This is a genomic window from Marinobacterium maritimum (assembly GCF_039523155.1).
Classification (GTDB): domain Bacteria; phylum Pseudomonadota; class Gammaproteobacteria; order Pseudomonadales; family Balneatricaceae; genus Marinobacterium; species Marinobacterium maritimum.
Map to the genome: position 1 here is coordinate 871,076 of NZ_BAAAET010000002.1, position 26,473 is coordinate 897,548.

21 protein-coding genes are annotated in these 26,473 nt (G+C 53.9%); 18 read left to right on the forward strand and 3 right to left on the reverse strand.

Annotated features, from left to right (window positions below; all coding sequences use genetic code 11):
- The first annotated feature begins 148 nt into the window (after window positions 1–148).
- The 5 genes from ABD013_RS10215 to ABD013_RS10235 are packed head-to-tail and all read left to right on the forward strand — an operon-like array spanning window position 149 to window position 3,750.
- Window positions 149–625 carry a GspH/FimT family pseudopilin gene (locus tag ABD013_RS10215; protein WP_343805491.1) on the forward strand — a complete coding sequence of 159 codons (477 nt, stop codon included), beginning with the start codon at window positions 149–151 and terminating at the stop codon, window positions 623–625.
- A gap of 8 nt (window positions 626–633) precedes the next feature.
- Window positions 634–1,131 carry a type IV pilus modification protein PilV gene (pilV, locus tag ABD013_RS10220; protein ID WP_343805493.1) on the forward strand — a complete coding sequence of 166 codons (498 nt, stop codon included), beginning with the start codon at window positions 634–636 and terminating at the stop codon, window positions 1,129–1,131.
- 11 nt (window positions 1,132–1,142) lie between these two features.
- Window positions 1,143–1,784, forward strand: a complete 642-nt coding sequence (locus tag ABD013_RS10225; protein ID WP_343805495.1) for a PilW family protein — start codon at window positions 1,143–1,145, stop codon at window positions 1,782–1,784.
- Between the two features lie 18 nt (window positions 1,785–1,802).
- Window positions 1,803–2,189: a type IV pilin protein gene (locus tag ABD013_RS10230; RefSeq protein ID WP_343805497.1), complete on the forward strand. Its 387-nt coding sequence runs from the start codon at window positions 1,803–1,805 to the stop codon at window positions 2,187–2,189.
- Window positions 2,190–2,193: 4 nt separating this feature from the next.
- Window positions 2,194–3,750, forward strand: a complete 1,557-nt coding sequence (locus ABD013_RS10235; protein WP_343805499.1) for a pilus assembly PilX family protein — start codon at window positions 2,194–2,196, stop codon at window positions 3,748–3,750.
- Window positions 3,751–3,962: 212 nt separating this feature from the next.
- Here ABD013_RS10235 and ABD013_RS10240 read toward each other — a convergent pair whose 3' ends face one another.
- A complete protein-coding gene (locus ABD013_RS10240) occupies window positions 3,963–5,708 on the reverse strand; it encodes a PglL family O-oligosaccharyltransferase (RefSeq protein WP_343805501.1) in 1,746 nt (581 codons plus the stop codon).
- 379 nt (window positions 5,709–6,087) lie between these two features.
- On the opposite strand from ABD013_RS10240, the gene ABD013_RS10245 reads away from it, so the two are divergent.
- The 9 genes from ABD013_RS10245 (at window position 6,088) to ABD013_RS10285 (ending at window position 15,112) form a co-directional block, all read left to right on the forward strand.
- Window positions 6,088–6,618, forward strand: a complete 531-nt coding sequence (locus ABD013_RS10245) for a GspH/FimT family pseudopilin (protein ID WP_343805503.1) — start codon at window positions 6,088–6,090, stop codon at window positions 6,616–6,618.
- Window positions 6,618–7,061: a type IV pilus modification protein PilV gene (pilV, locus tag ABD013_RS10250; RefSeq protein ID WP_343805505.1), complete on the forward strand. Its 444-nt coding sequence runs from the start codon at window positions 6,618–6,620 to the stop codon at window positions 7,059–7,061. The genes ABD013_RS10245 and pilV (ABD013_RS10250) overlap by 1 nt, the downstream gene beginning before the upstream one ends.
- Window position 7,062: 1 nt before the next feature.
- Window positions 7,063–8,136, forward strand: a complete 1,074-nt coding sequence (locus ABD013_RS10255; RefSeq protein ID WP_343805507.1) for a PilW family protein — start codon at window positions 7,063–7,065, stop codon at window positions 8,134–8,136.
- Complete coding sequence (locus ABD013_RS10260; RefSeq protein WP_343805510.1) at window positions 8,133–8,600, forward strand: pilus assembly PilX family protein; 468 nt, start codon at window positions 8,133–8,135, stop codon at window positions 8,598–8,600. The genes ABD013_RS10255 and ABD013_RS10260 overlap by 4 nt, the downstream gene beginning before the upstream one ends.
- A 141-nt stretch (window positions 8,601–8,741) precedes the next feature.
- Window positions 8,742–11,828 carry a pilus assembly protein gene (locus tag ABD013_RS10265; protein WP_343805512.1) on the forward strand — a complete coding sequence of 1,029 codons (3,087 nt, stop codon included), beginning with the start codon at window positions 8,742–8,744 and terminating at the stop codon, window positions 11,826–11,828.
- 307 nt (window positions 11,829–12,135) lie between these two features.
- Window positions 12,136–12,558, forward strand: a complete 423-nt coding sequence (locus ABD013_RS10270) for a type IV pilin protein (protein ID WP_343805514.1) — start codon at window positions 12,136–12,138, stop codon at window positions 12,556–12,558.
- Between the two features lie 34 nt (window positions 12,559–12,592).
- A complete protein-coding gene (locus tag ABD013_RS10275; protein WP_343805516.1) occupies window positions 12,593–13,903 on the forward strand; it encodes a deoxyguanosinetriphosphate triphosphohydrolase in 1,311 nt (436 codons plus the stop codon).
- Between the two features lie 86 nt (window positions 13,904–13,989).
- Window positions 13,990–14,364, forward strand: coding sequence for a translation initiation factor Sui1 (locus tag ABD013_RS10280; protein WP_343805518.1), 375 nt, complete (start codon window positions 13,990–13,992; stop codon window positions 14,362–14,364).
- A 19-nt stretch (window positions 14,365–14,383) separates the two neighbouring features.
- Window positions 14,384–15,112 carry a retropepsin-like aspartic protease gene (locus ABD013_RS10285; protein WP_343805520.1) on the forward strand — a complete coding sequence of 243 codons (729 nt, stop codon included), beginning with the start codon at window positions 14,384–14,386 and terminating at the stop codon, window positions 15,110–15,112.
- 198 nt (window positions 15,113–15,310) lie between these two features.
- Here ABD013_RS10285 and ABD013_RS10290 read toward each other — a convergent pair whose 3' ends face one another.
- Window positions 15,311–16,276, reverse strand: a complete 966-nt coding sequence (locus ABD013_RS10290) for a methylenetetrahydrofolate reductase (protein WP_343805522.1) — start codon at window positions 16,274–16,276, stop codon at window positions 15,311–15,313.
- Window positions 16,277–16,411: 135 nt separating this feature from the next.
- On the opposite strand from ABD013_RS10290, the gene ABD013_RS10295 reads away from it, so the two are divergent.
- A complete protein-coding gene (locus ABD013_RS10295) occupies window positions 16,412–16,969 on the forward strand; it encodes a DUF1285 domain-containing protein (RefSeq protein WP_343805524.1) in 558 nt (185 codons plus the stop codon).
- Here the strand turns inward: ABD013_RS10295 and ABD013_RS10300 are convergent.
- Window positions 16,966–18,303 (reverse strand): magnesium transporter, encoded by a 1,338-nt coding sequence (locus ABD013_RS10300; protein ID WP_343805526.1) that lies wholly within the window; start codon window positions 18,301–18,303, stop codon window positions 16,966–16,968. The genes ABD013_RS10295 and ABD013_RS10300 overlap by 4 nt on opposite strands.
- A 240-nt stretch (window positions 18,304–18,543) precedes the next feature.
- On the opposite strand from ABD013_RS10300, the gene ABD013_RS10305 reads away from it, so the two are divergent.
- From ABD013_RS10305 to ABD013_RS10315, 3 genes are all read left to right on the forward strand, one after another.
- A complete protein-coding gene (locus ABD013_RS10305) occupies window positions 18,544–20,118 on the forward strand; it encodes a TolC family protein (RefSeq protein WP_343805528.1) in 1,575 nt (524 codons plus the stop codon).
- Window positions 20,118–20,852, forward strand: coding sequence for an efflux RND transporter periplasmic adaptor subunit (locus ABD013_RS10310; RefSeq protein WP_343805530.1), 735 nt, complete (start codon window positions 20,118–20,120; stop codon window positions 20,850–20,852). The genes ABD013_RS10305 and ABD013_RS10310 overlap by 1 nt, the downstream gene beginning before the upstream one ends.
- Window positions 20,853–20,902: 50 nt before the next feature.
- Window positions 20,903–26,473: DUF4347 domain-containing protein (locus ABD013_RS10315; protein ID WP_343805532.1), on the forward strand; the 5,571-nt coding region annotated here is incomplete at its 3' end.

A 26,473-nucleotide genomic window follows, 5' to 3' on the forward strand; every position in this document is an offset into this window, starting at 1 on the left:
TTAAGGTGATTTTATCCTGTTTAGAACAGCTGTTTTTTGCATTTGGTCAACACTTTGGTTGCTGGAAGGGGCTTTAATTGTGCTGAAATGGCTTTTGTGTAAACTTTATGGCATTGAACCAAATCTTAACCACAGGGGCCCAGCACGGATGCCAGTCAATAAATCCAGAAAGCGTCATCAGGGCTTCTCGGTCATTGAAATGATGGTTGCCATTGCTGTTCTGTCGATTATTGTCGGTATTGGTATACCTTCATTCAAGTCGATGATGGATCGATCCCGGATAGATGCTGCTGCAGATGACCTGGCAGATGGTCTGCGCTATGCGCGAAGCGAGGCGTTGCAACGCAATACGAAAGTCACGCTTAAGGATGCTGGCAGCGGCTTTGTTTCTGGTTGGTCAGTGGTGGCTGGTAGTGACACTCTGCGCAAGAACAGCGGTATGTCCTCTGGAGTGACAACCAGCCATGTTGATGGAAATGGTGTGAGCAAGGGCGACATAAGTTTTGATGGGCGCGGGGTAGCATCTGCTTCTACTCAGATACAGGTCAGTTACTCCGGCCTTCAGCGTTGTATAAAACTTACTCTCAGTGGCTCTGTCCGCCAGAGTGATGGTGCGTGTAACTAGGAGGACAGATGGATCTGAAAGCTATACCCAGGCTGCAAATCGGTTTTTCGTTGCTCGAGTCGTTGATTGCTTTGGTGGTCTTTTCGGTGGCCCTTCTCGGGTTGGCGGCCATGTACACTAAGACCATGAGTATGAGCCACAGCTCGTATCTGCGTGCTTTGGCATCAATCCAGGCCATGGATCTTGAAGAGCGTATTCGTGCCAATCCACTGTCTGCTGATGCGGACTATGTGTTCAGTTGTTCATTTTCCGAGACCTTCCCGGGAACCATGGCCGGTACCCCAGCTACTTTGGCTGGGCTGGATCAGAAGGATTGGTGCGCTGGCTCGAAGCGTGTTTTTGGCGGTTTGTTGAATACGGCAACAGTTGTTGCTTCATACCCAACGGCCGCTTCAACCCCCGTGGACTACCGGATCACGCTTGGCTGGACCGAACGCATGCTGGATGCGGACGGTAAGCAAAAAACTGGTCAATCTCCTGATTTTGTTTATACGGTGAGAAAATGAGCAGGGATGATATGAAACGGACGCATGAGTGCTCTGGTATTAAGTCACCCTCCATGCAGCAGGGCCTGTCATTGGTCGAACTGATGATCGGTTTGGTTATCGGCTTGGTCTTATTGGGTGGGGTCATGCAAACTCTCCTGGCCAGTAAAGAGGCGAGTATGACCCGCCGCAATATGGCCACTATTACGGATGATGCCCGTTTTCTGTATGAGTTCATGTCACGTGATATGCGGATGGTCGGGCGCGGCTATATAACGGCCAGTGTGCCGCTAAGCTACGCTGGCAAGACCCTAACCTCCGGTTATATTGTCCCCAACGCTTCAGGTGCCGAGCAAACGGTAGAGTTCTCGTATTCGTTTGCGGATGATGCGATCAGCTATTCTCGAAAGGTAGCAGGAACACAAACCGTTAATGGGGTGCTTGTGGATGGGGTGCAGGGTTGGCAGGTTTCCTTCGGTTATCTGTCGGGGAGCAATTCCATTACCTATACAGCATATGACAGCCTCCCGCCGGATATGGGTCAAGTGGTGGCAATTCGCTCAAAGGTAACGTTTGCCGATATGGGCACAGGTGAAACAGCCGTTAATGTAGCCAGTAGTCCCATCGTTACGACTGTGGCCCTTCGAAATCGTCTGTCAGACTTGTTTAACTGATTTGCAAAGGAAAAGGGTATGCGAACTGCTTTACGTACCAATGCGGGTTTTACACTCATTGAACTCATGATTGTGGTTGTTGTGATTGGGGTTCTTGCTTCGATTGCTTACCCGGCCTATTTGGAATATGTGGCCAAGTCCAAGCGTGCAGAAGGTAAGGCTGCATTGGCATTGGCGGCACAGCGAATGGAGCGTTGTTTTACTGCCAATAATACATATGCCGGGTGTGCTATCAATGTGGTTGTTGACAGTGGTAGTTACACCATCTCTCTCCAGGGCGCTGCAACTACTTCTGCCTATAAATTGCAGGCGGTACCCGCTGGCGGTTTTACAGGTGATGCCTGTGGCACTTTAACCATCAACCAGGCTGGCGAGACAAGTGCCGCACAGGCTGACTGCTGGTGAGTATATGAAATTTGAAAACGCTTATGGGATGAGCAAGGGAGCTGGTATGACTCTACGCAGAGATGTGATGACGTTTCCCAGGCAGCAGGGGTCGGTGCTGGTTATCGGCATGATTTTGCTGGCTATTCTCATGGTCGGTGCGGTCAGCATGATGAATAGCTCCGTGCAGGATGAGCGCATAACGGGTAATACACGCCGTGGTGCTGATGCATTTCTGGCCGCTGAAGGAGGTATGCAGAAGACGGTTGCGATGCTGTGTACGGAATATGGTGGCGACAAGCATCTTTGTGAATCGGGTGATGAGAATACCGCGGCAGACCCGGCGATAAATCCTCCCACTTGGTATTACTATAACGAATGCAGTTCCGATGGCGAGTTGCAGAATGTGGATGAGGCGCTGTACGTACTGCCGGCGAATGAGGGTTTCAGTGGCGGCAGTACCTATACGGTTACTTATGGTGGTCTTTGTACTACGTACGAGGGCGGAGGCGTAAAAACCATCAGTTTTGTCAGTACCGGTCAGCAGACTAACTCGTTACGTCGTGTTCATTTCAATGTTAGTCATGACGGTGAAGCAACCTGGCCTGCGGTTTTTGTAAATGATGACCCGGATGCTGACCCTGTCGAGTGCTCGTTCGACTTCGGACCATCCAATGCTTATACCTATGATGGCAGGGGAGGTCCCGCGCTTTCTACCAATACGCCAGAGTGTGCCGAGGCGATCAGAGAGGCGGATTTGGATGGTGGTGTTCCCAGTGGGCAGCTGATTGGCGGGGTTGTTGCCAACAACCCGGCGCCTGATTTTACTAACCCGGAAACAGGGCTAAAGGAGTTTTATAAAGGCATTTTGGCTAGTGGGTCAACGACCAGTATCTATCCCGAAGCGCCCAGTAATAATAACCAGATAGGGAAGCCTGTTGATTTCAATGAATCACGATTCAATACCGTGGATTTTGGTACCCCTGGCGATCCGTCCAACCCGGCAGACTATGCCAACATGAAATCTTTTGTTGTGCATGGCGACATTACAATGCCTGGTGGTTTTGATGGCGCGGGTGTGCTGATTGTAACGGGTGACGCAACGTTCAGTGGTACACCCAACTGGGACGGCCTGATAATCGTGCTTGGCGGTACGGTTAACATCGGTGGCGGTGGTACAACTGACGGCCTTGCGGGGACCTTGATCGTTTCAAATATTGATTTCAATGATTCGGCCACTGATGACTTCCGGTACTGCACGACTGATGGTGCCTGTGTCGATGCTGATGATGCCGATCTCCCCCTGGATAAAAACTCGACATATCATGCGAAAACGCCACGTACTGATACGACCTGGAGTCACGCGGGAGACCCTGAAATCAACTGGGATGTCAGTGGTGGTGGTTCAGCATTGTATAACTACGGCTGTCAATATCTGATGCAGGTGCAAAACTTTGTAGAAAATATTTCAGATACCAGCTTCCCGGGGCCAGAAGGTTGTCCGGATGCTAATGGTGATGGTCAAACTGGCTCTTTTGGGACTTTGTACGTGTTTGACTGGTATGAAGAAGTTACCAATTAAAGCCGTTTGATTGTTAATGGCTTAAAAAGCTTTGTTGTTGGATATAGACTGCGCCCGATACATTCGGGCGCAGTTTTTTGCCGTAATCCTGTCGGCTCTGTCTTCAGGTTTGTTTGCCGCTGGAGCGACTTCCTACTTGAGGCCGTCTATTCGGCATTTTGCAGATGGTACCCATAAGCAGCTGAATAAGGTGCATAAGGCTGTGTTGATTATTATTCTTTTGGAATAAGTGTCTCATCCGGTGCTGTTGCTGCGCTGGCGGGTGAGAGTTGGTTGATCTTTTCAATTGCGCCGCTGATGATCGGGTGTTGGGGGAACAGGTACAGGCCCCGTTCAATCGTTTCAACGGCTTTATCTTTCTGTCCCAAGTGATTGTAAGCCAATGCGAGGTCGTGGAACGATGAGGTCTCGGGGATCTGCTTGAGATAAACCTCCATCCAGTCGATATAAAGCTGTGTCCAGTGCTGCGTGCCTTGGGTCAGGTCCTGGTTCAGCAGCACTTTTAAGGTCTGCATGGTGGCGAATTCGTTGAAATACAGGCTGTCCTGAGCCCTTCTGAGTTCCTCTATATTCATTTCTTTATAAAGAAGAAAGCGAGTCAGATCTCGGCCCGCTGAGAAGGTGCTGGTGCCGAACATTAGCGTAGCGAGTAATATGGCCATGCTTGCTGCCGGGAACGGGATGAGAGCGGCTTCCGGGCGGCTAATTACCATGTAACGCTGCAATGGTCTGAAAATCATGAAGGCCAGGAACAAAAACAACAGCCAGTGGTAAATGGATGAATAGAAAGGGAGTTCGGTTTGTGTGTGTAGTGTCAGAGGCAGTGATAGTGCCAGTAAGGCACCACCACGCTGCCAACCGAGGCGCCAAACCTGTTTCAGTACAGCAATAACAACGGTTGCTATACCTAACAGGGCAAGGCTGCCGCCCTCTACTGCCCAGAACAGCAGCTCGTTATGAGGGTGGGTATAGCGGGCATGGCCGATTAATGGTTTGCTGCCCCGTGCATTTATGTATTCGGCAGCACGTTCATGAAATACTCCCTGAAAACTACCTATGCCGTGGCCTGCGATGGGTTTTTCGGCATACAGCTCCCAGGCGATACGGTAAACATGTGGGCGTGCTTCTGAATGTGCTTCGATCAGACGTTCCAATTTGGAGTAGGCTTTTACCGTACCGCTGCTGGCCAGGCCGCCAGCGATACAACCTGCTGTCAGTATCACAAGAGAGGCGGCGAAGCGGGTTCGATGTTGCAACAAAAGTTTGCTTCTGGTTGCCACCAGGAAGGGGAGGCTGATGGATGCTGAGATCAAGCCGAGGCGGGAACCTGTTGAAAAAACGATAAAGCCAGCTGTCAATAGTGTAGCGAAGCAGAGCAGTCGAATGGTGCTGTTGCGTTTCCCAAAACCTGGACTGGATATCTGATAAAGCGCTAACAGGATGGCTGTTACCATGGCGGATGACAAAAGATTGGGCTGCATGAAAACACCCACGGCGCGTGGAGTCTCAGGGTGTGCAATCAAGCCCTCAAGTGGGCGGCTTGGTATCATTTGCATAATGCTGATGATCGCGTTCACCAGCATACCGCCAAGAATGATATAAACCGCATTATCGAGCGCACGGCGGTTAGGTTGGAATTGGAACAGGGAGAAGAAAAAACCCAGTCCCATGAGGATAGCTCCTAGCCTGAACATCCAGTCTACCGGGCGGTCCAGCCCGGTTATAAATCCACTCAGGATCATTCCGAGGGGCAGTGCTAGAATTAACAAGGCTTGTCGGGGCAGAACCAGAACCTTGTTCTTGTATATATACAGGCCACCAAAAAAGATGGTTGCTGCCGCAACTTCCCACAGGAAAATATTGAAAGGAATCAGTAAGGCGTCTTGTCCCGGGTTGGGGAAATAGATCAGCGGAAGCAGGGTAAATAGAAAAATGACAAACAGAAATGCCCGGTTCACGGTAGGCTCTTCCTTGTTCAGTTACCGGTCATCCGGTGTTGAATGGTGGTTGTAGTGTAACGACTGGAGTGATGTCAGGCCAGCAGGGCTATTGACCTGAGTCAGCGGTCGCAGAGGGCTAATCGGATCAGTCCTTAAGCCAGGCGGCTACCATAACCGGGATCCGCAGGATGCTGATGAGTGGTTGCTCCGACTATTACTCGGTTGGATTACTTTGTTCAATTTATACGTTAGTATGTGGCTTGTATTTTAGAAGTTATGCATTTATGGACTGATGGAGCAGTCTTGTTCTGGGCTATCCGGACAGCATGTCCGGCCGCACTTGCCATCAATCATATCTGTATTGCTGTCTTGACCTTTTCCAGTATGGAGGCTTGGAATGAGGCTGCATCATCCACTTGGCAATGGTCATTCTTCTTGCAAGGGCTTTTCTTTGCTTGAGGTGATGATTGCCATTGCTGTTCTAGTCATTGTTCTCTCGATTGGTCTTCCCGGCTTTCAGGCCATGTTCGAATCTGCCCGTGATCGCTCGGCTACCAGCAGCTTTGTCACTGCAATGAATCTTGCGCGCTCTGAGGCCGTCACGCGAAACACTTTTACCCGTGTCTGTGCTACTTCTGGCTGTGCTCAGCGTGTGAATGAAATTCGAGTTGAAGCAGAAGCCGCTGATGGTGCCAAGGCGCTTTTGAGAACTTGGGACTCCGATAAAAAAGTGGCTTATACCGGTGGCGGGACCGATGGGTTCAACGTTCGTTTTTCACCACTTGGTCTGGCCGTGGATGCACATGGAGACCAGCTACAGTCCGGGCTGGACGTCGGCATTGTCGATATCTCTGAAGGCTCTTCGCGTGAGATTTCCAACTACTGCGTCGGTGTAACCGGAAGTCTGGCCATGGGAGGCTGTAACTGATGATGAGATCGGATCTGCTACACCTGCACCGCCGTCAGCGGGGTTCAACCTTGCTTGAGGCACTGATTGCCATGGTCGTCGTGGCATTCGGGCTTCTGGGTGTTTTAGCGTTGCAGTTGTATACCATTAAGGGGACTCAAAGCTCTCATCTTACCTCGCAATTGACACTTCAAGCCTACGAGCTGTTTGACCTGATGCGCGCAAACCGCCAGGCAGCGCTTGATGGTGCCTATAATGATGGCGCCACCGGCGAACGTGCTCGTTGGCAGAAACAGGTGGCGGCAATGTTGGGTAGTGGCTCTGATGCCAAATTGCAGCGAAACGGTCGGCTTTTCACTTTGACCATTACCTGGAATGACGGTCGTGGGGCTGTATTGGATGACCAGGGAAATGCTTCCTCGGACGCGACCGGTGGTACTTTGGTGCTGAGTACGGAGATTTAAGATGAAGGAATATCAGCGTCGCCAGGCGGGCTTCAGTTTGATCGAGCTGATGATCGGTCTCACCATTGGACTTATTATCCTGCTCGGCGTAGTCATGGTGTATATCAGCAGTATTCGTTCCCAGACCACCAGTGAATCACTGGCTCGGGTGCAGGAGAGCGGTCGTTTTGCTTCTTACTTTATGGCGCGAGAGGTGCGTCAGGCCGGCTATATTGGCAGTTGCCCGGGCAATGTGAATAATTTGCTAAATCAGGGCAATGGCCACTATGTCGATGCGCTTTTCAATCTCGACTCTCCTATTCAGGGCTGGGCGAATGAGGCTGGCGACTTGTCAGGCCATCTGCCCGATTACTTGCGAGGGGATGTGCTGTTGATCAAACATGCCGCGCGCAGTAGCCATTTAAAGGCGACTGCGGGGGCAGGGGCAAATGCTGCCGCGATCCCGATCGAAGGTGACGATTCGCTTGTGCCGCAGGGCAGTATCATTCTGATTTCCGACGCTTACGGGTGTGATCTTTTTCAGCGGGCCAACAGCGGTGGTAACAGCAATAAGGGGGCTCTCAGCCGCGGCTCTGGCGGAACCCCGGGTAACATTCCACCTTCGACGCCCTGGAGTCATGACTATCAGGATGATGTTGAAATCAATCGATTGACGGCAGTCGTGTTCTATATCGGCCAGGGGCTGAGAGGGCAGCCCGCACTCAAGCAATATTTTGTTAATCCCGCAGCTGGCAGCAAGAAAACTCCGCTTGGCCGGGACACGGTTCTGGTCGAGGGTGTCGAGGATATGCGCCTGCGCTTCGGCGTAGACGCCGATGGCAATGGGGCCGTAGACGCAGGCGTCGATGCCTATTTACCGGCTGATAAGGTTACTGACTGGAGTCAGGTCGTGACTGTACAGATCAGCGTGCTGGCCAGGAGCCCCGGGAATGCACAGCAGGGTGCCAGTCAGGCCCTGAACTGGCCTTTTGACAGTGACGAAGACGGTACCCTGGATCCAGTTGCGGCGGCTAGTGATGGCAGTCTGCGAAGTGTTTTTTCAACCACCGTTGCGATCAGGAACCGTTTGCCATGAACGTTGAACACAACACTTTTACACCCTTTAGTCAGCAACGTGGGGCAACACTGGTGGTTGCCATGATCATGTTGGTCTTGATCAGTATCATTGGTTTTAGTGCCATGCAGACCACCACGATGCAGGAACGGATGGTGGGCAATCTGAAGGACAGGGAAATCTCCTTTCAGGCGGCAGAGGCTGCGTTAAGGGCAAAGGAAAAATGGCTGAGCGAGCAGCGCACGCTGCCTGAACTCGAGGATACCTTTTCCGAATACGGAAATACGGGCGTGACTGAGCTGAAGGCCGTGTCGGCTGATCCTGAAGCAAGGATGGAGGAGAAGTCTTTCCTTCCAGATAGCCTGGATATCGGCCATGAAATGAAAACGGGTGTAGACATCTACAAAATAGAAGCGCTTGGACAGGGGCAAAGCGAATATGCCCGGACAAGGCTGGAAAGCATCTATGCCAGAAGGTTCAACTAGGGACGGGAAATGAGCATTTCATCCAGAATTGGCACATTCATATTGGCAGGCTCATTCGCTGCATCATCGACTGCGGCGACTGAGTTATCTCTGCCCCATACGCCGCTATCAGTCTCGAGTTCGAGGGTAGAGCCCAATGTCATGCTGTTGATCGATAACTCGGGCAGCATGGATAACATCATTTGGGCAGACGGGTATGATCCCAAGGTCACTTACACACGCTGGGATGAGCGTATTAAGCGTGGCGGGAGTTATGGGGACGAGGGCAGTGATTGGGATCATACATCCGGGAATGTCTATCTGTCGGAGCTAAGCCAGGATAATTGCCGTGACGGATATGTTGAGGCCGTTAGGGCAGATAATGTCAAAACCCGGAAATGTCTTGCGCTGCCGGATCCTGTAGGGAGTGGCAATACCCGCTATACAGGTAATTATCTTAATTATCTTTTCTCGACTTTTGCCAGTGGATCGGACTTGCGCAATGGCGCCATCCCCAATGAGGTACGGATGACGGTTGCAAAACGGGTTGCCAAGGATGTTATCGGAAAGGTTGAGGGGGTTCGGTTTGGCGTTGCTCGGCTGAACAGAGACGTAATCCAGCAAAGGTGTGGTAACAACTGGTTCTGGAATGGCTGGGAGTATGTATGGACGTACGGCTGCTGGAACCAATATAAAGATGATGGTGGCAGGATCATATCGGCTTGTGGCGCTTCAACGGGTAATACACTGAGTGAGATAGATAAGATTTCCTCATCCACCAACACTCCCATAAGCGAGGCTTTGTACGAGGTTACCCGTTATTTTCGTGGCCTGGATCCTGTGTGGAGCAGCCAAATCGAGCACACGTCTCCGATCACTTACCGTTGCCAGAAAAATTTCACCATAGTCATTAGTGACGGTGAGCCAACCAAGGACAGGTTCAGTAAATGGGACGAGGATGGCGAGTCGATCAACTCAGTGGTCGCCGGGGACACTATTACGGGAAAAAGCAACCGCCTGCCCAACTGGACAGATGGCGATGACGGCTTCTACCTGGACGATATTGCCCAATTTGGCCGGGATCTGGACATGCGCAAGGGAGGCAGCGACAAAGCAGGCAAAAGCTTTGATGATTCGGAGTTCCCCAAGCAGAACATGGACACCTACACTGTTGGCTTTGCGTTGGACCATCCGCTGCTCAAGCGCACGGCTGAAGCCGGTAATGGCCAGTACTATACGGCCAATAACGCCGATCAGTTGGCCGCTGCCCTGGAAGCCGCACTGTCCGATATTTCGGACAAGGTCGCTACGGCTTCGACGGCGGCAGTATCCCATGGGGTGTTGTCCGCTCAGAGTCTGTCGATCATCCCGCAGTATAACAGTCAGTACTGGACCGGAGATCTAAAGGCCTATCGCTTCGACTCTGATCCGACCAGCTTGACATATTTGCAGCTCAAAACCGCCTGGAAGAGTGCCTCCGCGCTGATCAGTCTGAGCAGTCGGCATGTGATTACGCACAAAGGAGGGAGTGGTGCACCCTTCCGTTGGGGGCAGCTGTCAGTTGATCAGCAAAACCTGCTGGGCAGTTCCGCGTTGGTGGAGTTCATACGGGGTGACCGAAGCCTGGAGGGTAAAGGACTCCGCAAGCGGGAAGGCCTGTTGGGCGATATTATCGCTTCTTCGCCGCAATATGTTGAAGCTCCAGGGTTGCGGTATGACGATGAGGATTATCGGACATTCCAAAAAACCTATAAGGATCGCAAGCACGTCATCTATGTCGGTGCCAATGATGGCATGTTGCATGCCTTTGAGGCGGAAACGGGCAAGGAGCTTTTCGGCTTTGTGCCGAATGCTGTAATGAAGAATCTGAAAGCGCTTGCTGATGAGAACTATGACCACCGCTTTTATGTGGATGGTACGCCCACGGTGCTGGATGCCCGGCTCAATGGGCAGTGGCGCACCGTACTGGTGGGTGGGCTGAATCGGGGGGGGCAGTCGATCTATGCCCTGGATGTGACCGACCCTGACAGATTCAGTGAAAGTAATGCGGGCTCAATGTTCCTTTGGGAATTTGAAGATGCTGATCTGGGCTACAGTTTCAGCCGCCCTGCCATCGTGCAGTTGGCGGATGGGGCTTGGGTCGCTGTTTTTGGTAACGGATATAACAGTACCGAAGCGGACGGCCAGGCGAGTTCGACCGGTGATGCCATGTTGTTCATCGTTGATCTCAAAACCGGAAATCTGTTGTACAAGCTGTCGACCGGCATAGGTGTTAATGAAGACCCAACAAGGGAGGGTCGGCCTAATGGGTTGGCAACCGTGACACCGATTGATCTGGATGGCGATCATAAAGTGGATTACGTATATGCCGGTGATCTGTTCGGCAACCTTTGGCGCTTCAATCTCAAGGATCTGAAAAAGGCTTCCGCGAATGGTGAGGTGACGACCAATGCAAATACGCTGCTGTTTACGGCCTGCGGCGGCACAACGTGCAGTGCGTCAAACCGCCAGCCCATTACGTCGGCACCAACGGTAGGGCGACATCCTCTGGGCGGTGTGCTTGTGCACTTCGGGACCGGGAAATACCTTGAGCCGGTTGATAAGGAGGCTGAAGGTGCTCGCCTGCAGAGCATTTACGGGATTTGGGACAAATTTGCCAGTAATGGCAAGACCGTCACCCGCAAAGGGCTGCTTGAGCAAGAGATCGTGCCCTCCAGCCAGGTCTCCAAGAAGTCGGGGCAGGATTACGATGTGCGTGTGACAACCCGAAACAGCATCAACTGGTCCAATCACCTCGGCTGGTATATGGACCTGGACCAGCCGGCCTCCGAGCGTATCGTGCGTAAGCCGATCCTGCGTAACGGCAAGATTATCTATACCTCCCTGCTTCCGGTTCTGGACGGAAAGGATCCCTGCGTCAGTGAATCGCAGAGCTGGTTGATGGAGCTTGATGCCTTGAGTGGTGCGGCCTTGAGCTATGCTAACTTCGACCTGAATGGTGATGGCAAGTTTGACAGTAAGGACTGGGTAGTCGATGGCTCGGGCAACCCTGGTAGTCCCGGTGGCGGTAAGGAAGAAAGGCCTCCGTCTGGTATCAAGTTCGACGGTGAAAAACCGGCACCCTCGATCATTCCGGTGGACGCTGATAAAGAGGTCAAAGTTCTGGACAAGGACACCGTGATTATTGAGAACCCCGGTCAGGGCATGGAAGGTCGGCTTGGTTGGCGTGAACTGATGGATGAGAAATGAAAATGAAAAGATGCGTGTGTTGGTGTCTGGCGTTAATGCTGTTCGCCCCTGTAGTCTGGTCTGCCGAAAGCAGTGGGCAAAGGATGCAGGGCCGTGTCACGAGTGTAGCGTCTGGAAATGTTGTGATTGATGGCAAGACTTTCCACTTGAAGAGCTCCACCCGTTTGCTGGGGGTTTCCACAATGGAGATACGCGGTACTGCCATACCGAAGCAGCTGCCTGTACGTAGTGACGTGATCTATGAGACAGATAGCGAGAAACCCTCGTATCTGACATATATACGGGTGGTTGTGAAATGATGAAGTCGATGCGTAGAACTTGCGGTTTTACCCTGATTGAACTGATGATCGTCGTCGTGATTCTGGGTATTTTGGCTACAATTGCGTACCCCTCATATCTGGAGTACGTAAATGAAGCACGCCGCTCCGAAGCGCGCTCGAATCTGCTCGAGCTGGCTCAGTTCATGGAGCGTTACCATGCTGCAAATGGACGCTACGTCACGACTGCCGGGGGCAGTGCCGCTCCGGCATTGCCTTACACGCAATCGCCCAAGGATGGCAGCAGCAAGTTCTACAACTTGAGTGTTGTCAACGCGGGAAATAATCAGTTCCAGCTTAATGCGGCGCCCATCGGTGTCATGGCTGGGGATCGGTGCGGTACCCTGACCTTCAATCATCAGGGTGTTAAAGGGTCTACCCGCGGTGATCGAAGTGAATGCTGGGGGCGCTAGTGCCTCCTAGTGTCTGATGGCCGGAGGTGTTTGGATGGATTGGCCCCAACTGCTCACCACCCACCGTTATGGTCACGAGTCGCTGACGCCCGATGAAGTCGGGCGTTCGCACTTCCACAAGGACCATGATCGTATCGTATTTTCCAGTGCCTTTCGTCGCCTGGGGCGCAAGACACAGGTACACCCCTTCTCCCTTAATGATCATATCCATACCCGCCTGACGCATTCCATGGAAGTTGGCAGCGTCGGGCGTAGCCTGGGGATTCGTGTCGGTGAGCTGATCGCTGAGCAGTTGCCATCCTGGGTGACGCCGCATGATCTGGGCACCATAGTTCAGTCGGCCTGCCTGGCGCATGATATCGGTAATCCGCCGTTTGGCCATGCCGGCGAGTATGCGATCCGTGACTGGTTTGCCCGTCATCGTGACGATGAACGTCTTGTGCCGCTGTCTGAGCTGGAGCGACTGGACCTGCAAACTTTCGAAGGTAACGCCCAGGGTTTTCGTGTGGTTACCCGGATTGAAAATCATCTGTTCGATGGTGGCTTGCGCCTGACCTTTCCAACCCTGGGTACCTTGTTGAAATATCCCTGGAGCGTGGAGCAGGCTGGGCCAAAGGGCAAATTCAGTGCTTTCCAGTCGGAGGTGGAGATTCTCAATGCGCTGGGTCGGGATCTGGGGCTGGTAGTACAGGGGCAAAATCACTGGTGCCGGCACCCGCTGACCTTTCTGTTAGAGGCGGCTGACGATATCTGCTATGCCATTCTTGACCTGGAGGACGCCATAGAGCTGCATATTCTCAGTTTCGAGGATGTGAAGGCGATCCTGCTGCAATTGTGTGGCGATCTGGCGTTTGATGATGCCATCTTTGCGACTGAAGCTTCGGCGCGGCGCAAAATCTCAGCGCTGCGTGGCAAGGCGATGGAAAATATGGTGGATTCAGCCGTACAGGTCTTCATGTGTCATTACGACGAGATTATGGCCGGCCGCTATCAGGGAGAACTGCTGCTGGATGGCGATGAGATGGTAAGGGATGGCATCTTGACCGCCAAGCGTGTAGCGCGTGAGCGCGTGTTTCCGAATACCCGTAAGGCTGAGCTGGAAGTGGGGGCTTACACCACGCTGGGGGTTCTGCTGGATGCGTTCTGTGGCGCAGTCTATGAGCTGCATAGCGAGGGAGCGGTTGGCTATCGCTCGGACAAGGTTCTGCTTTTGATGGGGATCCATGCGCCTGTGGCGGGTGAGCCCCTGTACAATGGCTACCGGCGCGTACTGGATTTTATTTCCGGCATGACCGATAACTATGCTTCCTATCTGGCGCGCCAGATCGGTGGCGTGGGACTGTAGGTCTGTTCGCTGTCAGAGCGAACTCCTACAGCGAACAGATATTGTCGTAGAATGATGATTTCGAGCAGGAAAAGAGTTCAAGTTGTATGGCAAGTTTGCGTGATCAGTTGAGTGGGCTGGTATATTCGACAGAAAGCGGGCGGCACTGCCCAGAGTGTGGCGAGTCATTGGAGGCCTGTCGTTGTGAGGAACAGGCGGAAGCGGATCGTGTGGCGGCACTTGATGGTGTCGTGCGTATCCGTCGGGAAACCAGTGGTCGCAAGGGCAAGGGTGTCACCACCATCAGCGGGGTGCCCCTGGTCGACAAAGAGTTGAAACAACTCGCCAAGAAGCTCAAGCAGCGTTGTGGTACCGGTGGCGCGGTCAAGGACGGTGTCATCGAGATTCAGGGCGACCATCGGGATACTTTAAAATCGGCGCTGGAAGCGGAAGGCTATAAGGTCAAGCTGGCCGGCGGTTGAGTCCTATGAGGAAGCAGGGATGAGCAAAAGAGTTCTGGTTGCGGGGTTGGCGTTGCTGCTGCCTTCCCTTTGGGGTATTCCGGCCGTTGCTGAGGTCTATCACTACGTCGACCAACATGGCCGCAAGATCTATGTTGACCGTCAGAGCCAGATTCCACCTCAGTACCGGGGTCAGACCCAGCGGCTCAAGGAGGAGTCTGAAACACTTAGCCACTCAGCGCGTGAGCGGCGAGCGCAGATATTACAGCGCCTTGAGGCGGAGAAAGGCGCCAAAGGGGAAGTCGCGGCGATTGAAGCGGAAATGGCCAGTTTGGAGCAGCGTGCCATCGTCAACGGCAACAGCGTGCAGGTGCCGGTTGAGTTGCGTTACCAGGGAAAACGCAAAACGGTAAATCTGATCGTTGATACCGGTGCAACTCGTACGTTGTTGCACAAATCGACGATACGCAGCCTGGGTGCAATGCTCAGGCCGGCGGGGCATGCTCAGGTTGTGGGTGGTGCCCGAATTCCGACCAGTCTGATGCCGGTGGACGGCATCTCTTTTGGGCCGGTGGATCAGGGCAAGTCAGAGCTGCTGGTGATTGAACCCAGCACGGTACCTGGTTATGACGGCCTGCTCGGCATGGATATTCTTGGCAAGCTTAAATACGAGATTGACATGGACCGCAAGGTCGTGATTTGGCACGCCGATCGCTATCGTGAGCTGGCGCGAACCCGTCAGGAGCTTCTGGCTGAAAATTCGTTGTAGCAGCCTGCCTGCAGGCGATTAAACCAATCGCTTGCAGGGTAGGCCCCTACGGGTGAATACTTTATTACCCAATCAATCGCTTGCAGAGCAGGCTCCCACAAAAGCATGGTGTTCTGCCTGGTTATGGGAGCTTCTGATTGTGGGAGCCCTTGGTTGTCAGGGCTCCTGGTTGTGGGAGCGCGCTCCGCGCGCGATGTGTTACTCGGACTGGCTCAGCTGGCGCTCGGCCAGGCGCAGGTCGAGTGTTGCCTTCAGCAGCTGATACAGCTGGATAGAAGCGTCGATCTCGGCCTTGCGGTTGGTCAGGCTCTCGATGTTCAGTCCGATCGGCAGGCCCAGTGGCAGGCAGGCGTCCAGGATCTGTTCCAGGTTGTTCTGGCAGATGCGAACGGACTCCGCCAGTGGCTTTTCCGCATCGAGAATGCGGTAGCGAGTCGCTTCCGGCACTGAAATGCCCAGCCACTGCATGAACTCCAGCGTTTTGGCGCTTCCGCAAGGCGTGAAGGTGAGGATGACGCGCTTGGGGCTAACGCCCATTTCACGGCAGCTACGGGCGTACGAGGTGAGCAGGTCAATCGTCGCCTGAGCGTTATAGACCGCCTGAGATACGAAAAACTCACAGCCGTTCTCAACCTTGCTGATCAGACGCTGGTGCTCATTCCCTTTGACCGCATGCCGCTCGGCGATGGTGACGCCACCCAGGTGGAAGGGTTTGTGGTGCTCCTTGAGCGCTGTATAGGCCTCGTTCAGTGACAGCTTGATATCGCCTTCGGACGAAGGGCTACCGACGAGCACCAGGTTGCGTACACCATAGTCATCCCAGGCTTCTTCCAGCCAGTGTTCAAAGTCGGCACGGTCGCGCTGGGCTACACTTTTATAAGTGATGATCGGGCGCTGGCTGCGTTCGCTCAGCAGCCTGGAGTACTCGCGCGGGTCCCGTGTTTCCATGTAAGGGAAGGGGCGCGGCGCGTCAATGCGGCTGCTTTCGTCTTGAATGTCATAGACGATCAGACCATCGTATTCCAGAGTTTCCAGGCGAGCCAGAAGACGGTCAGCGATCTCCTGCATCTGCATATCCTCAGTGCTGGCCTTGGGCGGAGTGGTTCCGACAAAGCAGACACTGCGGTGAGGATCGGCAAATTTTTGCTGCAGAGATTCGCTCATGATGATATCCATCTTCTTTCATTGGTGTTTTGTTGTAAGTGAATTATATTCATTTATCGCAGCAGCATGATGAAATCTTCTGTAGCCAGTGTGAGGGCTACTCATGGTCATACAAAAGGATTCAAGGAGCCTGAAATGAGCGGTAGTTTCGATCCGGCGGCATTGGGCCAGCAGTTGAAGGGGCAGGAAGGTATTCCGCCGCTGGAGAAGTGGAACCCGGAGTTCTGTGGTGACATCGAGATGCGCATCGCCCGCGACGGGCGCTGGTTTTACCAGGGCTCTCCCATTGGCCGTGAGGCAATGGTCAAAATGTTTTCTCGCGTACTATGGAAAGAAGGCGATAAGTATTTTCTGAAAACGCCGGTCGAGAAGGTCGGTATCCAGGTGGATGATGTGCCGTTTCAGGTCGTCAGTGTTGAGCATGAGAAGGGTGAGAAGGGGCTCGAGCTGGTGTTTACCACCTCAACCGGTGACCGGGTGCGGGCCGATGCCGAACACCCGATCCGAGTTGAGGTCGACCCCAAAACCAAAGAGCCTTCGCCCTATTTGATGATCCGTTTCGGCATGGAGGGGCGTATTGGTCGCAACCTGTTCTATCAGCTGGTGGAGCTGGCGCGTATGGTGCAGCATCAGCACTCCTCTGAGCTGGTCGTTGACAGTGCCGGTGAGACGTTCAGTCTGGGCGAGCTCTAAACCAGCAGCAAGGTTCCCAGTCCCAGAAAGGCCACGAAACCAACCACGTCGGTGACGGTGGTCAGAATCACCGACCCGGACAGAGCCGGGTCGATCTTCAGCTTTTCCAGCAGTACCGGTATGAGTACGCCGGACAGCGCTGCAGCGGCGATATTGATCACGATTGCCAGTCCGATCACCAGCCCGATGGCGGCGCTGTCGAACCAGAGCGAGGCGACTACGCCGATCACCAGTGCCCAGAGTACGCCATTGAGACCGCCAACACTCAATTCCTTCTTCAGTAACGGCATGATGTTGGAGGTGGTGATCTGGCCCAGTGCCAGTCCTCGGATGATCAGTGTCAGTGTCTGGCTGCCGGCGATGCCGCCCATGGAGGCAACTACCGGCATCAATACCGCCAGTGCGACCACTTGCTGCAGAGTGCCTTCGAACAGGCCGATCGCCCAGGACGCGAGAAATGCAGTCAGCAGGTTGATCCCCAGCCAAGTCGCGCGGCGCTGTGAGCTGCGCATGACCGGGGCGAAGAGGTCTTCATCCTCATCCAGACCCGCACTGGCCATCAGTTGGGCTTCGTGCTGTTCATGAACCAGCTCGAACGCCAAACGCTGGCTCATGCGTCCAAGCAGGCGTCCTTCTGTGCTGACCACTGGCAGTGCCGCGACGGCGGCCATCTCGAACTGCTCACAGGCCTCCTTCAGAGTCAGGTCGGCACTGAGAGCTTCCAGCTCTTCATCATAAAACACCGCCAGGGGCTGGTGTGAAGCAGCCCCGAACAGGCGGTTGATCGCGACCGCCCCGGTGTAGCGGCCGGTACGGTCCACCAGCCAGAGGTGTTCGCTGTATTCCGGGACCTGGCGACGCAGCAGGCGCTCGGCATCTCTTACTCGGCTGTTGTGCGGCAGCACCAGCAGCTCATGATCAACATAACGGCCCAGCAGGTCTTCAGCGTAGCTGGCGCTCTGCTCGTAGTGGGTGCGTTGGCGGTCGTCCATGCGAGCCAGCGCAATGTCGACCACCTCTTCCGGTAGCGAGTCGGCCAGCTCGATCAGTGTTTCGGCATCAAGGTCTGATGTCAGTTGGTCCAGTGTCTGGCTGTCGAACTGGCGCAGCAGGCTCTCACGTGCCTCGGCGCGCATGGCGACCAGCACATCGGCATAGAGCTCGGCAGGTACCAGGCCCCAGGCATGTCGACGAGCATCCTGCGGCAAAGATTCCAGCAGCAGGGCGATCTGTTCAGGTTCCAGTTCGTCGAAGCTGTCCGGCAAAGGGCTGGTTGATTCGTCCTCATCGTGCCGAATCATCTGGTCAATATGCTGGCTGATCTCTTCGCTCATGGTTTAGTCGGGGCCTGTGTGCAGCTGAGGTGTTGTTTATAGGGGAGTCTACACGGGAATGAGCAGTTAGAGAGTGAATTTGCCTGCTGGGGGCAGGTTGATCTGGAGCAAGTAATTGGGCATTAGTGACAGTTGCGCCAGTCAATGTCAGCTTATGTCAGCTTTGCCAGACAAACATTTGTTATAAAGATGGCAGCTATCAATTTCTGATTTTTCAGTCTTCAGTCAAGGGAACTGTACATGTTCAAGAAGCCCCTGCTTGCGACCGCCATTGCTGCCATCATCAGCGGTTGTTCTGTTACGCCCGAAGCGATTACACACCAGAGCATCGAAGCCACGGCTCAGGCTGATATTCAGCTGTTGAGTCAAGAACAGGCTGTTGAATCCGCGATCTCACTGGAAGAAGCCATTGCGCGGGCTGTGCTGAACAATCGCGATAAAAAGTTGAAAGCACTGGAAGCTGCCCTGGCTCAAGGGCAGATCGAACTGGTGCAGCACGAGATGCTGCCGGATCTGACCGCTTCTGCCGGCTATTCCAAGCGCAGTGAATATGCCGCCTCCGCCAGCGTGAGTTTTACTGATGGTGTGCCGGATGCGCTTGATCCCAATCCTGCCTACTCCGTCTCCCAGGATAAGGAGCGCGACACCCGGGATATTGCCTTTACCTGGAATGTTCTTGATTTCGGCCTGTCCTATGTGCGTGCCAAACAGCATGCAGACCGGTACCTGATCACCAAGGAACGTGAGCGTAAGGTGGTGCACAATATCACTCAGGATGTGCGTGCCGCCTACTGGCGTGCGGTTTCAGCCGAGCGCCTGCTGACCAAAATCAATCCGCTGATCGAACAGGCCAGCTCTGCGCTGCAGGACTCCCGCCAGGTAGAGACACAGCGCCTGCGTTCGCCGCTGGAAGCGCTGTACTATCAGCGTGAACTGCTGGATATTCTGCGAGCCTTGCAGTCGCTGCGCCAGGACCTGATGGGTGCCAAAACGGAACTGGCTGGTCTGATGGGGCTGAAACCTGGAGCCGCCTTCGCGCTCAGCGATGTCGATAACCCCAGCTTCGCCGTGCCCGAACTGTCAGTTGAGCTGGCACAGATGGAAGAGCTGGCACTGCAGCAGCGTCCCGAGCTGGTTGAAACCCATTACCAAAAACGCATTTCGGCGGCTGAAACCCGAGCTGCCATGCTCAACTTGTTGCCGGGTATTCATCTTACGGCAGGCGCCTATGAAGACAGTAACGATTACCTGTTGAACCAGGATTGGACCAGCATGGGCGCCCAGATCAGCTGGAACCTGTTTGATGTGTTCAAGATCGGTGCTGAACGCCGCATGGCCAAGACCCGTGAAGCCTTGGCTGAAGAGCAGCGCCTGGCAGCTTCCATGGCCGTTCTGACCCAGGTGCACCTGTCTCGAATCCGTTATGAGCAGGCGCGCAAGAGTTTTGACCTGGCGGGTGAATACCTGAATGTGGCTGAGCGCATTAGCGAGCAAACCCGCAATGCTGCCAGGATGAAACGTACCTCCAAACTGGACCTGATCCGTGAATCCCTGAACGCCGTTCTGGCCGAGCTGCGCCGCGATGTGGCCTATGCCGACCTGCAGAACAGCTATGGCCGTGTCTATGTGACTATGGGTATGGATCTGCTGCCGGAAGATTACAGCGATGTAGCGCTGGATGAACTGAGCGACAAGATCGGTGAGCGCTTTGCCCAGTGGCAAAATGGTCAACTGGAGCAGGTCAGCCAGGAAGTGCTGGAAAGTGATGAATCACAGGCGGTAATCGAAGCAACTGCCGAGGATAAAGTCAGCTGATGGCGCTTAAAGGGATGAGATCGGCGCTGGCAGCTGCTTTGCTGCTGGTGTCGGTAACTGCACAGGCTGAATACGAAGCCAGGGCGGTTATCAAAGCGCTGGACCGTGCCGTGTTGTCCGGTGAGCTGGCGGCTAAAGTGGCACGACTGCCCCTGCGTCCGGGCGATGCGTTTGTCAAAGGCGATTCACTGGTTGAGCTGGATTGCTCGCTGTACCAGGCACAGGCTGACAAGGTTTCTGCTGAGGTACGAGCCGCCAAAATCAAACGTGACAACGCCCGTGAGCTCAAAGCGCTCAATTCCATTGGTGAACTGGATGTCGCGCTGGCGCAGTCCGAGTATGCGCAGTCGCTGGCCGAGTTGCGGATCGCGCGCCTTAATACCGAGCGTTGTACCATCAAGGCGCCCTGGGATGGGCGGGTGGTCAGCGTGCAGGTCAATGCACACGAGAACATCCGCCAGCAGCAGGAGCTGATCGAGATCGTCGGCGACCGCCAGCTGGAAGCCGAGATCGTGGTGCCGGCGGCCTGGCTGAACTGGCTCGCCGTGGGGCAGCCGCTCAGCCTGCAGGTGGATGATCGAACGGAATCTGCCAGTGCCGAGGTCAGTGCCATCATCCCGGCGATTGATGCCGTCAGCCAGACCGTCCTGCTGCGCGCCACCCTGTCACAAGATACCCAACTGATACCCGGCATGAGCGCAACAGCCGTTTTTAACGCGCCCAGTGCCCAGTAAAACTGCACCCATTGAGGCCAAGTGCCCGGTGCCCTAAAGGGATAGAGACCATGAAAAAGCAGACCCCCGCTAACCCGATCCGTTCTCGTCGCAAGCCGCTGATTACCGCTCTGGAGCCGCGCATCCTGCTCGATGGTGCTGCTGTTGCCACCACGGCAGAAATGACCACCGATGTGGCCTTTCAGGATGAGGCCGTACACACTGGATCAGCAGACCAGAGTGTCCATTTTGCGGCCCCGGCTCCCACCGGCAGCGAGCCGGGCAGTCGCCGTGAAGTCGCTTTTGTGGACACGGCGGTGGAAGACCACCAGAGCCTGGTCGATGGTTTGGGCGACAACATCGAAGTGATCCTGGTCGACGGCAGTGAAAACGGGCTGGAGCAGATGGTCGCCGCCTTGCAGGGGCAGACCGGTATCGATGCGATTCACCTGTTCTCGCATGGCGATGTGGGTGAACTGAAGCTGGGGACACTTACCCTGAATGGCGAGAATCTGGGCGCCAACGCCGAACTGCTGTCCACCTTGGGAGAGTCCTTGACGGAAGATGGTGACCTGATGCTGTACGGCTGCTATGTGGGAGCTGACAGTGAAGGGCAGGACTTTATCGACTCAGTAGCTCAACTGACCCAGGCTGATGTGGCAGCGTCTGAAGACCTGACCGGTGCTGAAAGCTTGGGGGGGGACTGGGATCTGGAGGTCGAGAGTGGAAGTATTGAAGCAGCTGAATTGGCAATTGATGCGTTTCAAGGCACCCTTGAAGGACTGGAATATGTAGACTTGAATAACTGGTCGGTAGAAGGTGATAGTGCGGGTTGGCAAGTCCAACCTGGAGGGCGGACAGTCTACCAGTCGGTTAATGGGGGGAAAACCTACTTTGTTAGCCCGGAAAATGGTGTAATAAACCAAACTATACAGGGCACAATTAAGGTTGATGCCAGTCAGGGTGATAATGATTTCATTGGTTTTACAGTTGGCTATCAAAATTCGAATAACAATATTGTTTTTGCCTGGGATAAAGGTGGCTGGGGCTTAAGTGGTTATGGCTACGAGCTGTGGCAAAATAATAATGGAACAATTACTCACCTGGCCTCAGACGTTTCATCAGACCCGAGCAATGGCTGGCAAAATGGGGTTACATACGAATTCCGTATTCTTTACATGGAGAATAGAATTCGCGCCCAAATTGATGGCGTAACCATTTTTGATGTTGCAGGAAGCTTTGATCCGGGTCGATTTGGCTTTTTTAACGAATCACAGGGTAATGTAACCTACGGCAATGTTCGAAGTGCCCCGGGCTCACTTGACCCCGTAGTGCCGGTGGTGAGTGATGACATATACGGTGTAAACCAGAATAGTAGCTTCAGTGTTGACAGGTTCAGTGGCTTGTTGGCAAACGATTATGACCCGAACTTGGACCTGTTTGACCTTGTGGTTGAAGGTCATACCTTTACCAGCACAAGTGAAAGTCATACGTTTACTACTGCTAATGGATCGGTAACAGTTTTGGGAGATGGATCCTTTTCCTACTCACCCGATACCGGGTTCACTGGTGTAGAAACCTTTAACTATTACCTTGTGGATAAGGATGGTAATTCGGACACAGCAACGGTTACTTTGAATGTGATGGAGCCTAATGTCGCTCCGACCGATATTACTATCGACGATGACACCATACCTCACAATGCATCCAATGGTGATGTTGTTGGCAACCTTGCCACAACCGATGGCAACTCCTTTGACAGTCATGACTATATTCTGCTTGATAACGCGGGGGGGCGTTTCAGTGTCAGCGGAAATGAAATTCGTGTGGCAGATACAACATTACTTCAGCCAGGTAATTACACTATATCTGTCAGAGCAACCGACCTGCGTGGCGCCAGTTATGATGAAAATATAACGATCACGGTTACGAATGCGGCTCCTGTTATGGGTGCGCCGACAGGCGGTACGGTAACGGATACAGAGGTGCTGGATACCTTTGACCCGATAACGGGAATATTGACCGGCAGCGACATCGATTCAAGCTCCCTCCGCTTTGGCATTCAGGGCGGAACCGATAATGGAACAACTGTTTCCCTGACTGGTACTTATGGCACTCTGCAAGTCGTGAAGGCAACTGGTGCCTATACCTATACACCCAATTCTAGTGTGGTTAATGCCCTAAGTAACAGTACCATTGATGATTTTACAGTCACCGTAGAAGATTCGTACGGAGCATCCGACTCCGAAACATTGACATTCAATATCAACGGAGTCAGTGACAACCCGGTATTTGAGCCTGATAACAGCTCAACCCAGGTCTCCGTGTTCAGCTATCCGAACCTGAATGGCAGTGACTCAAGCCCTGGTAACAGCAACGAAAACGCGAACCTGGCCAGTATCGTTCAGTGGGTGATCAATGAGGGTGGCGAGTATACGCTCGATACCTCTATCCAGAATTTTACCGATGCTGATTTTGCCGACAAGCTGAACGCCAGCGGCTTTTTCTTCATGACGGATATGGAGCAGTTCACAAGCAGTTTTGATCCACTAAGTAATACATACCTTCCTGCCAGCGCGGCTAATGCCATAAACAACTGGGTCGATGCTGGCGGTGTCATCATGATGACAGGCACGGCAGGTACGGAAGATGTTGAGTTTCTTAACCGTGTATTTGGGTGGGATTTGACCAGCCAGACTGCCGATAGTTGGAGTTTGAATGCCAGTAACGCTGCAGGTACTCCCTTTGAAGGAGGGCCTGCTAGCCTGGATTCACCCAGTGCGACAGACGCCATTGGGGCTGGGACCGTTGATGGCTTTAAAGCCATCTATGGTACCGACACAAATGCAACAGTAGCCGAGATTGGCTTTGGTGCAGGTCGAGTGCTGTTCCTGGGCTACGACTTCTTCGACTCTGGTATTTCCGGCACGGGCTTCACTGATACAGCCACCCAGTATGGGGCAGATGTCGCAGATGGCTCCTCCAATACAAACGCCTGGGTCCGAGAGATCATTCCACGTGCGCTGGAGTATTCGGCCAACCTTTCGTCAAACACATTGCTGGCCGAAACTAACAGTACGTTAAGCACCAATGGGCAGTTTATCGTCAGTGACGTCGATCAGCCCGATTCGGTGACTGTGAGTGTGTCTGGTGTAATCGCCGAACAGCGTGACTCGAGTGGTGTGGCAATGGCTTCCAGCAGTGACCAGCCAAGTCTGGCCGATCTGCAAGCGATGCTGGATACGGGGGCTCAGCCGAGTATCGACAGCTCCGCAACCAGTGGCGATGTGAACTGGACGTTCAACTCCAATGGTGAAACCTTCAACTACCTGGCCGCCGGGGAAAGCCTGGTGCTGACCTATGAGCTGACAGCTGATGATGGTAATGGCGGCACTGCGACGCGCACGCTCAATATCACCATCAACGGTACCAATGACGCACCGGTCTCTCAGGATGCGACGCAATCCGTTGCCGAAAACGGTCTGTATTCCGGCAGTGTGCCTGTTGCAACCGATGTAGATGGCACAATCAGCTCATATCAACTGCTTAGTTCTGTCTCCAGCGGGTCACTGACCTTCAATGGCAACGGTAGCTATGAATTTGATCCGGGCACGGACTTTGATGACCTTGCTGTGGGTGAAACCCGACAGGTCAGCTTTACCTATCAGGCTACGGATAACAATGGGGCTGCCAGCACGGCTGCTACCATCACCCTGACAGTCGTTGGTAGCAATGACGCGCCGATATTCGAGCCTGATAACAGCTCAACCCAGGTATCCGTGTTCAGCTATCCGAACCTGAATGGCAGTGACTCAAGTCCTGGCACCAGTAACGAAAACGCCAACCTGGCCAGTATCGTTCAATGGGTGATCAACGAAGGCGGTGAGTATACGCTCGATACCTCTATTCAGAATTTCACCGATGCTGATTTTGCTGACAAGCTGAATGCCAGCGGTTTCTTCTTCATGACGGATATGGAGAGTGGTAACCCGCTTGATACATCCTTCTTGCCAGAGTCATCCAAGTCGGATATTCGTGATTGGGTGAATGCCGGTGGTGTGATTATGATGACCGGCACCTCTGGCGCTAACGATACCAGTTTTCTGAACACCATCTTTAACTGGGACTTGACGACGGAGGGAGGCAGTAGCTGGAACCTCAATGAAGCCAATGCGGCGGGCACTCCCTTTGAAGGAGGTCCTGCCAGCCTGTCGGCCCCCAGTGCGACTGACTCCATAGGCAGCGGTACAGTCGATGGCTTTACAGCCATCTATGGAACCGATGCCAATGCGACCGTTGCTACCATTCAGTATGGTGCCGGTACCGTTATTTTCATGGGCTATGACTACTATAGCTCGGGCATCGCCGGCACAGGTTTTATCGACACCGCGACTCAGTACGGTTCGGATGTCTCCACAGGGTCCACCAGCAATGATGGCTGGGTCCGAGAGATCATTCCGCGTGCACTGGAGTATTCGGCCAACCTGTCATCAGATACGCTGCTGACCGAAAGTGACAGCGCGCTGAGCACCAGCGGGCAGTTGAGCGTCAGTGATGTCGACCAGCCTGATTCGGTCACCGTGAGCGTGTCTGGCGTAATCGCTGAGCAGCGCGATGCGGATGGTGTGGCGATGGCTTCCAGCAGCGACCAGCCAAGCGTTGCTGAACTGCTGGCGATGCTGGATACGGGTTCTCAGCCGAGTATCGACAGCTCCGCAACCAGTGGCGATGTGAACTGGACGTTCAACTCCAACGGTGAAACCTTCAACTACTTGGCTGCCGGGGAAAGCCTGGTTCTGACCTATGAGCTGACGGCCGATGATGGCAATGGCGGCACTGCAACTCGCACGCTCAATATCACCGTCAACGGCACCAATGATGCGCCTACAATGGCCGCTGATACTTCAACTCCGCTGACCGAAGCGGGAGATGCCAGTGCGCAGGATATTTCAGGTAGTGGACTGGTAAGCTTCGGTGATATCGACAGTAGCGACCTGATAGACATCAGCTTCACTTCTAAAAATGATATTTCCTGGAGCGGTGGCACTCTGGATGCTGGTCTGGCCGCTGCACTGGTCGCCGGTTTCAGTGTGGGGGCGACCGATGCCGCGGCGCCGGGTACGGTGAACTGGAACTACAGCGTTAATGACGCGGATCTGGACTTCCTGGCGGTGGGTGAAACCATCACCTTCAGCTATACCCTGACTGCGGATGACGGTAACGGTGGCACCGCGACCGATACGCTGAGCTTTACCATCACCGGCAGCAACGATGCGCCTACCGTGACCGCCGCCGCATCCAGCGGTTTCAGCGAAGCGGGTGATGCCAGTACCCAGAATCTGAGCGATAGTGGCCAGGTTGATTTCGCGGATCTGGATGATAGCGACCTGATCGATATCAGCTTTGTATCCAATAACGATATTGCCTGGAGCGATGGCACTCTGGATGCTGATCTGGCCGCTGCGCTGGTCGCCGGTTTCAGTGTGGGGGCGACCGATGCTGCAGCACCGGGTGCGGTGAACTGGAACTACAGCGTTAATGACGCGGATCTGGACTTCCTGGCGGTGGGTGAAACCATCACCTTCAGCTATACCCTGACTGCGGATGACGGTAACGGTGGCACCGCGACCGATACGCTGAGC

Excerpts from the sequence above, each read along its gene's own strand:
- ABD013_RS10215 (WP_343805491.1), top strand. The coding sequence starts at position 149 with ATGCCAGTCAATAAATCCAGAAAGCGTCATCAGGGCTTCTCGGTCATT.
- pilV (WP_343805493.1), top strand. The coding sequence starts at position 634 with ATGGATCTGAAAGCTATACCCAGGCTGCAAATCGGTTTTTCGTTGCTC.
- ABD013_RS10225 (WP_343805495.1), top strand. The coding sequence starts at position 1,143 with ATGAAACGGACGCATGAGTGCTCTGGTATTAAGTCACCCTCCATGCAG.
- ABD013_RS10230 (WP_343805497.1), top strand. The coding sequence starts at position 1,803 with ATGCGAACTGCTTTACGTACCAATGCGGGTTTTACACTCATTGAACTC.
- ABD013_RS10235 (WP_343805499.1), top strand. The coding sequence starts at position 2,194 with ATGAAATTTGAAAACGCTTATGGGATGAGCAAGGGAGCTGGTATGACT.
- ABD013_RS10245 (WP_343805503.1), top strand. The coding sequence starts at position 6,088 with ATGAGGCTGCATCATCCACTTGGCAATGGTCATTCTTCTTGCAAGGGC.
- pilV (WP_343805505.1), top strand. The coding sequence starts at position 6,618 with ATGATGAGATCGGATCTGCTACACCTGCACCGCCGTCAGCGGGGTTCA.
- ABD013_RS10255 (WP_343805507.1), top strand. The coding sequence starts at position 7,063 with ATGAAGGAATATCAGCGTCGCCAGGCGGGCTTCAGTTTGATCGAGCTG.
- ABD013_RS10260 (WP_343805510.1), top strand. The coding sequence starts at position 8,133 with ATGAACGTTGAACACAACACTTTTACACCCTTTAGTCAGCAACGTGGG.
- ABD013_RS10265 (WP_343805512.1), top strand. The coding sequence starts at position 8,742 with ATGCTGTTGATCGATAACTCGGGCAGCATGGATAACATCATTTGGGCA.
- ABD013_RS10270 (WP_343805514.1), top strand. The coding sequence starts at position 12,136 with ATGCGTAGAACTTGCGGTTTTACCCTGATTGAACTGATGATCGTCGTC.
- ABD013_RS10275 (WP_343805516.1), top strand. The coding sequence starts at position 12,593 with ATGGATTGGCCCCAACTGCTCACCACCCACCGTTATGGTCACGAGTCG.
- ABD013_RS10280 (WP_343805518.1), top strand. The coding sequence starts at position 13,990 with ATGGCAAGTTTGCGTGATCAGTTGAGTGGGCTGGTATATTCGACAGAA.
- ABD013_RS10285 (WP_343805520.1), top strand. The coding sequence starts at position 14,384 with ATGAGCAAAAGAGTTCTGGTTGCGGGGTTGGCGTTGCTGCTGCCTTCC.
- ABD013_RS10290 (WP_343805522.1), bottom strand. The coding sequence starts at position 16,276 with ATGAGCGAATCTCTGCAGCAAAAATTTGCCGATCCTCACCGCAGTGTC.
- ABD013_RS10295 (WP_343805524.1), top strand. The coding sequence starts at position 16,412 with ATGAGCGGTAGTTTCGATCCGGCGGCATTGGGCCAGCAGTTGAAGGGG.
- ABD013_RS10300 (WP_343805526.1), bottom strand. The coding sequence starts at position 18,303 with ATGAGCGAAGAGATCAGCCAGCATATTGACCAGATGATTCGGCACGAT.
- ABD013_RS10305 (WP_343805528.1), top strand. The coding sequence starts at position 18,544 with ATGTTCAAGAAGCCCCTGCTTGCGACCGCCATTGCTGCCATCATCAGC.
- ABD013_RS10310 (WP_343805530.1), top strand. The coding sequence starts at position 20,118 with ATGGCGCTTAAAGGGATGAGATCGGCGCTGGCAGCTGCTTTGCTGCTG.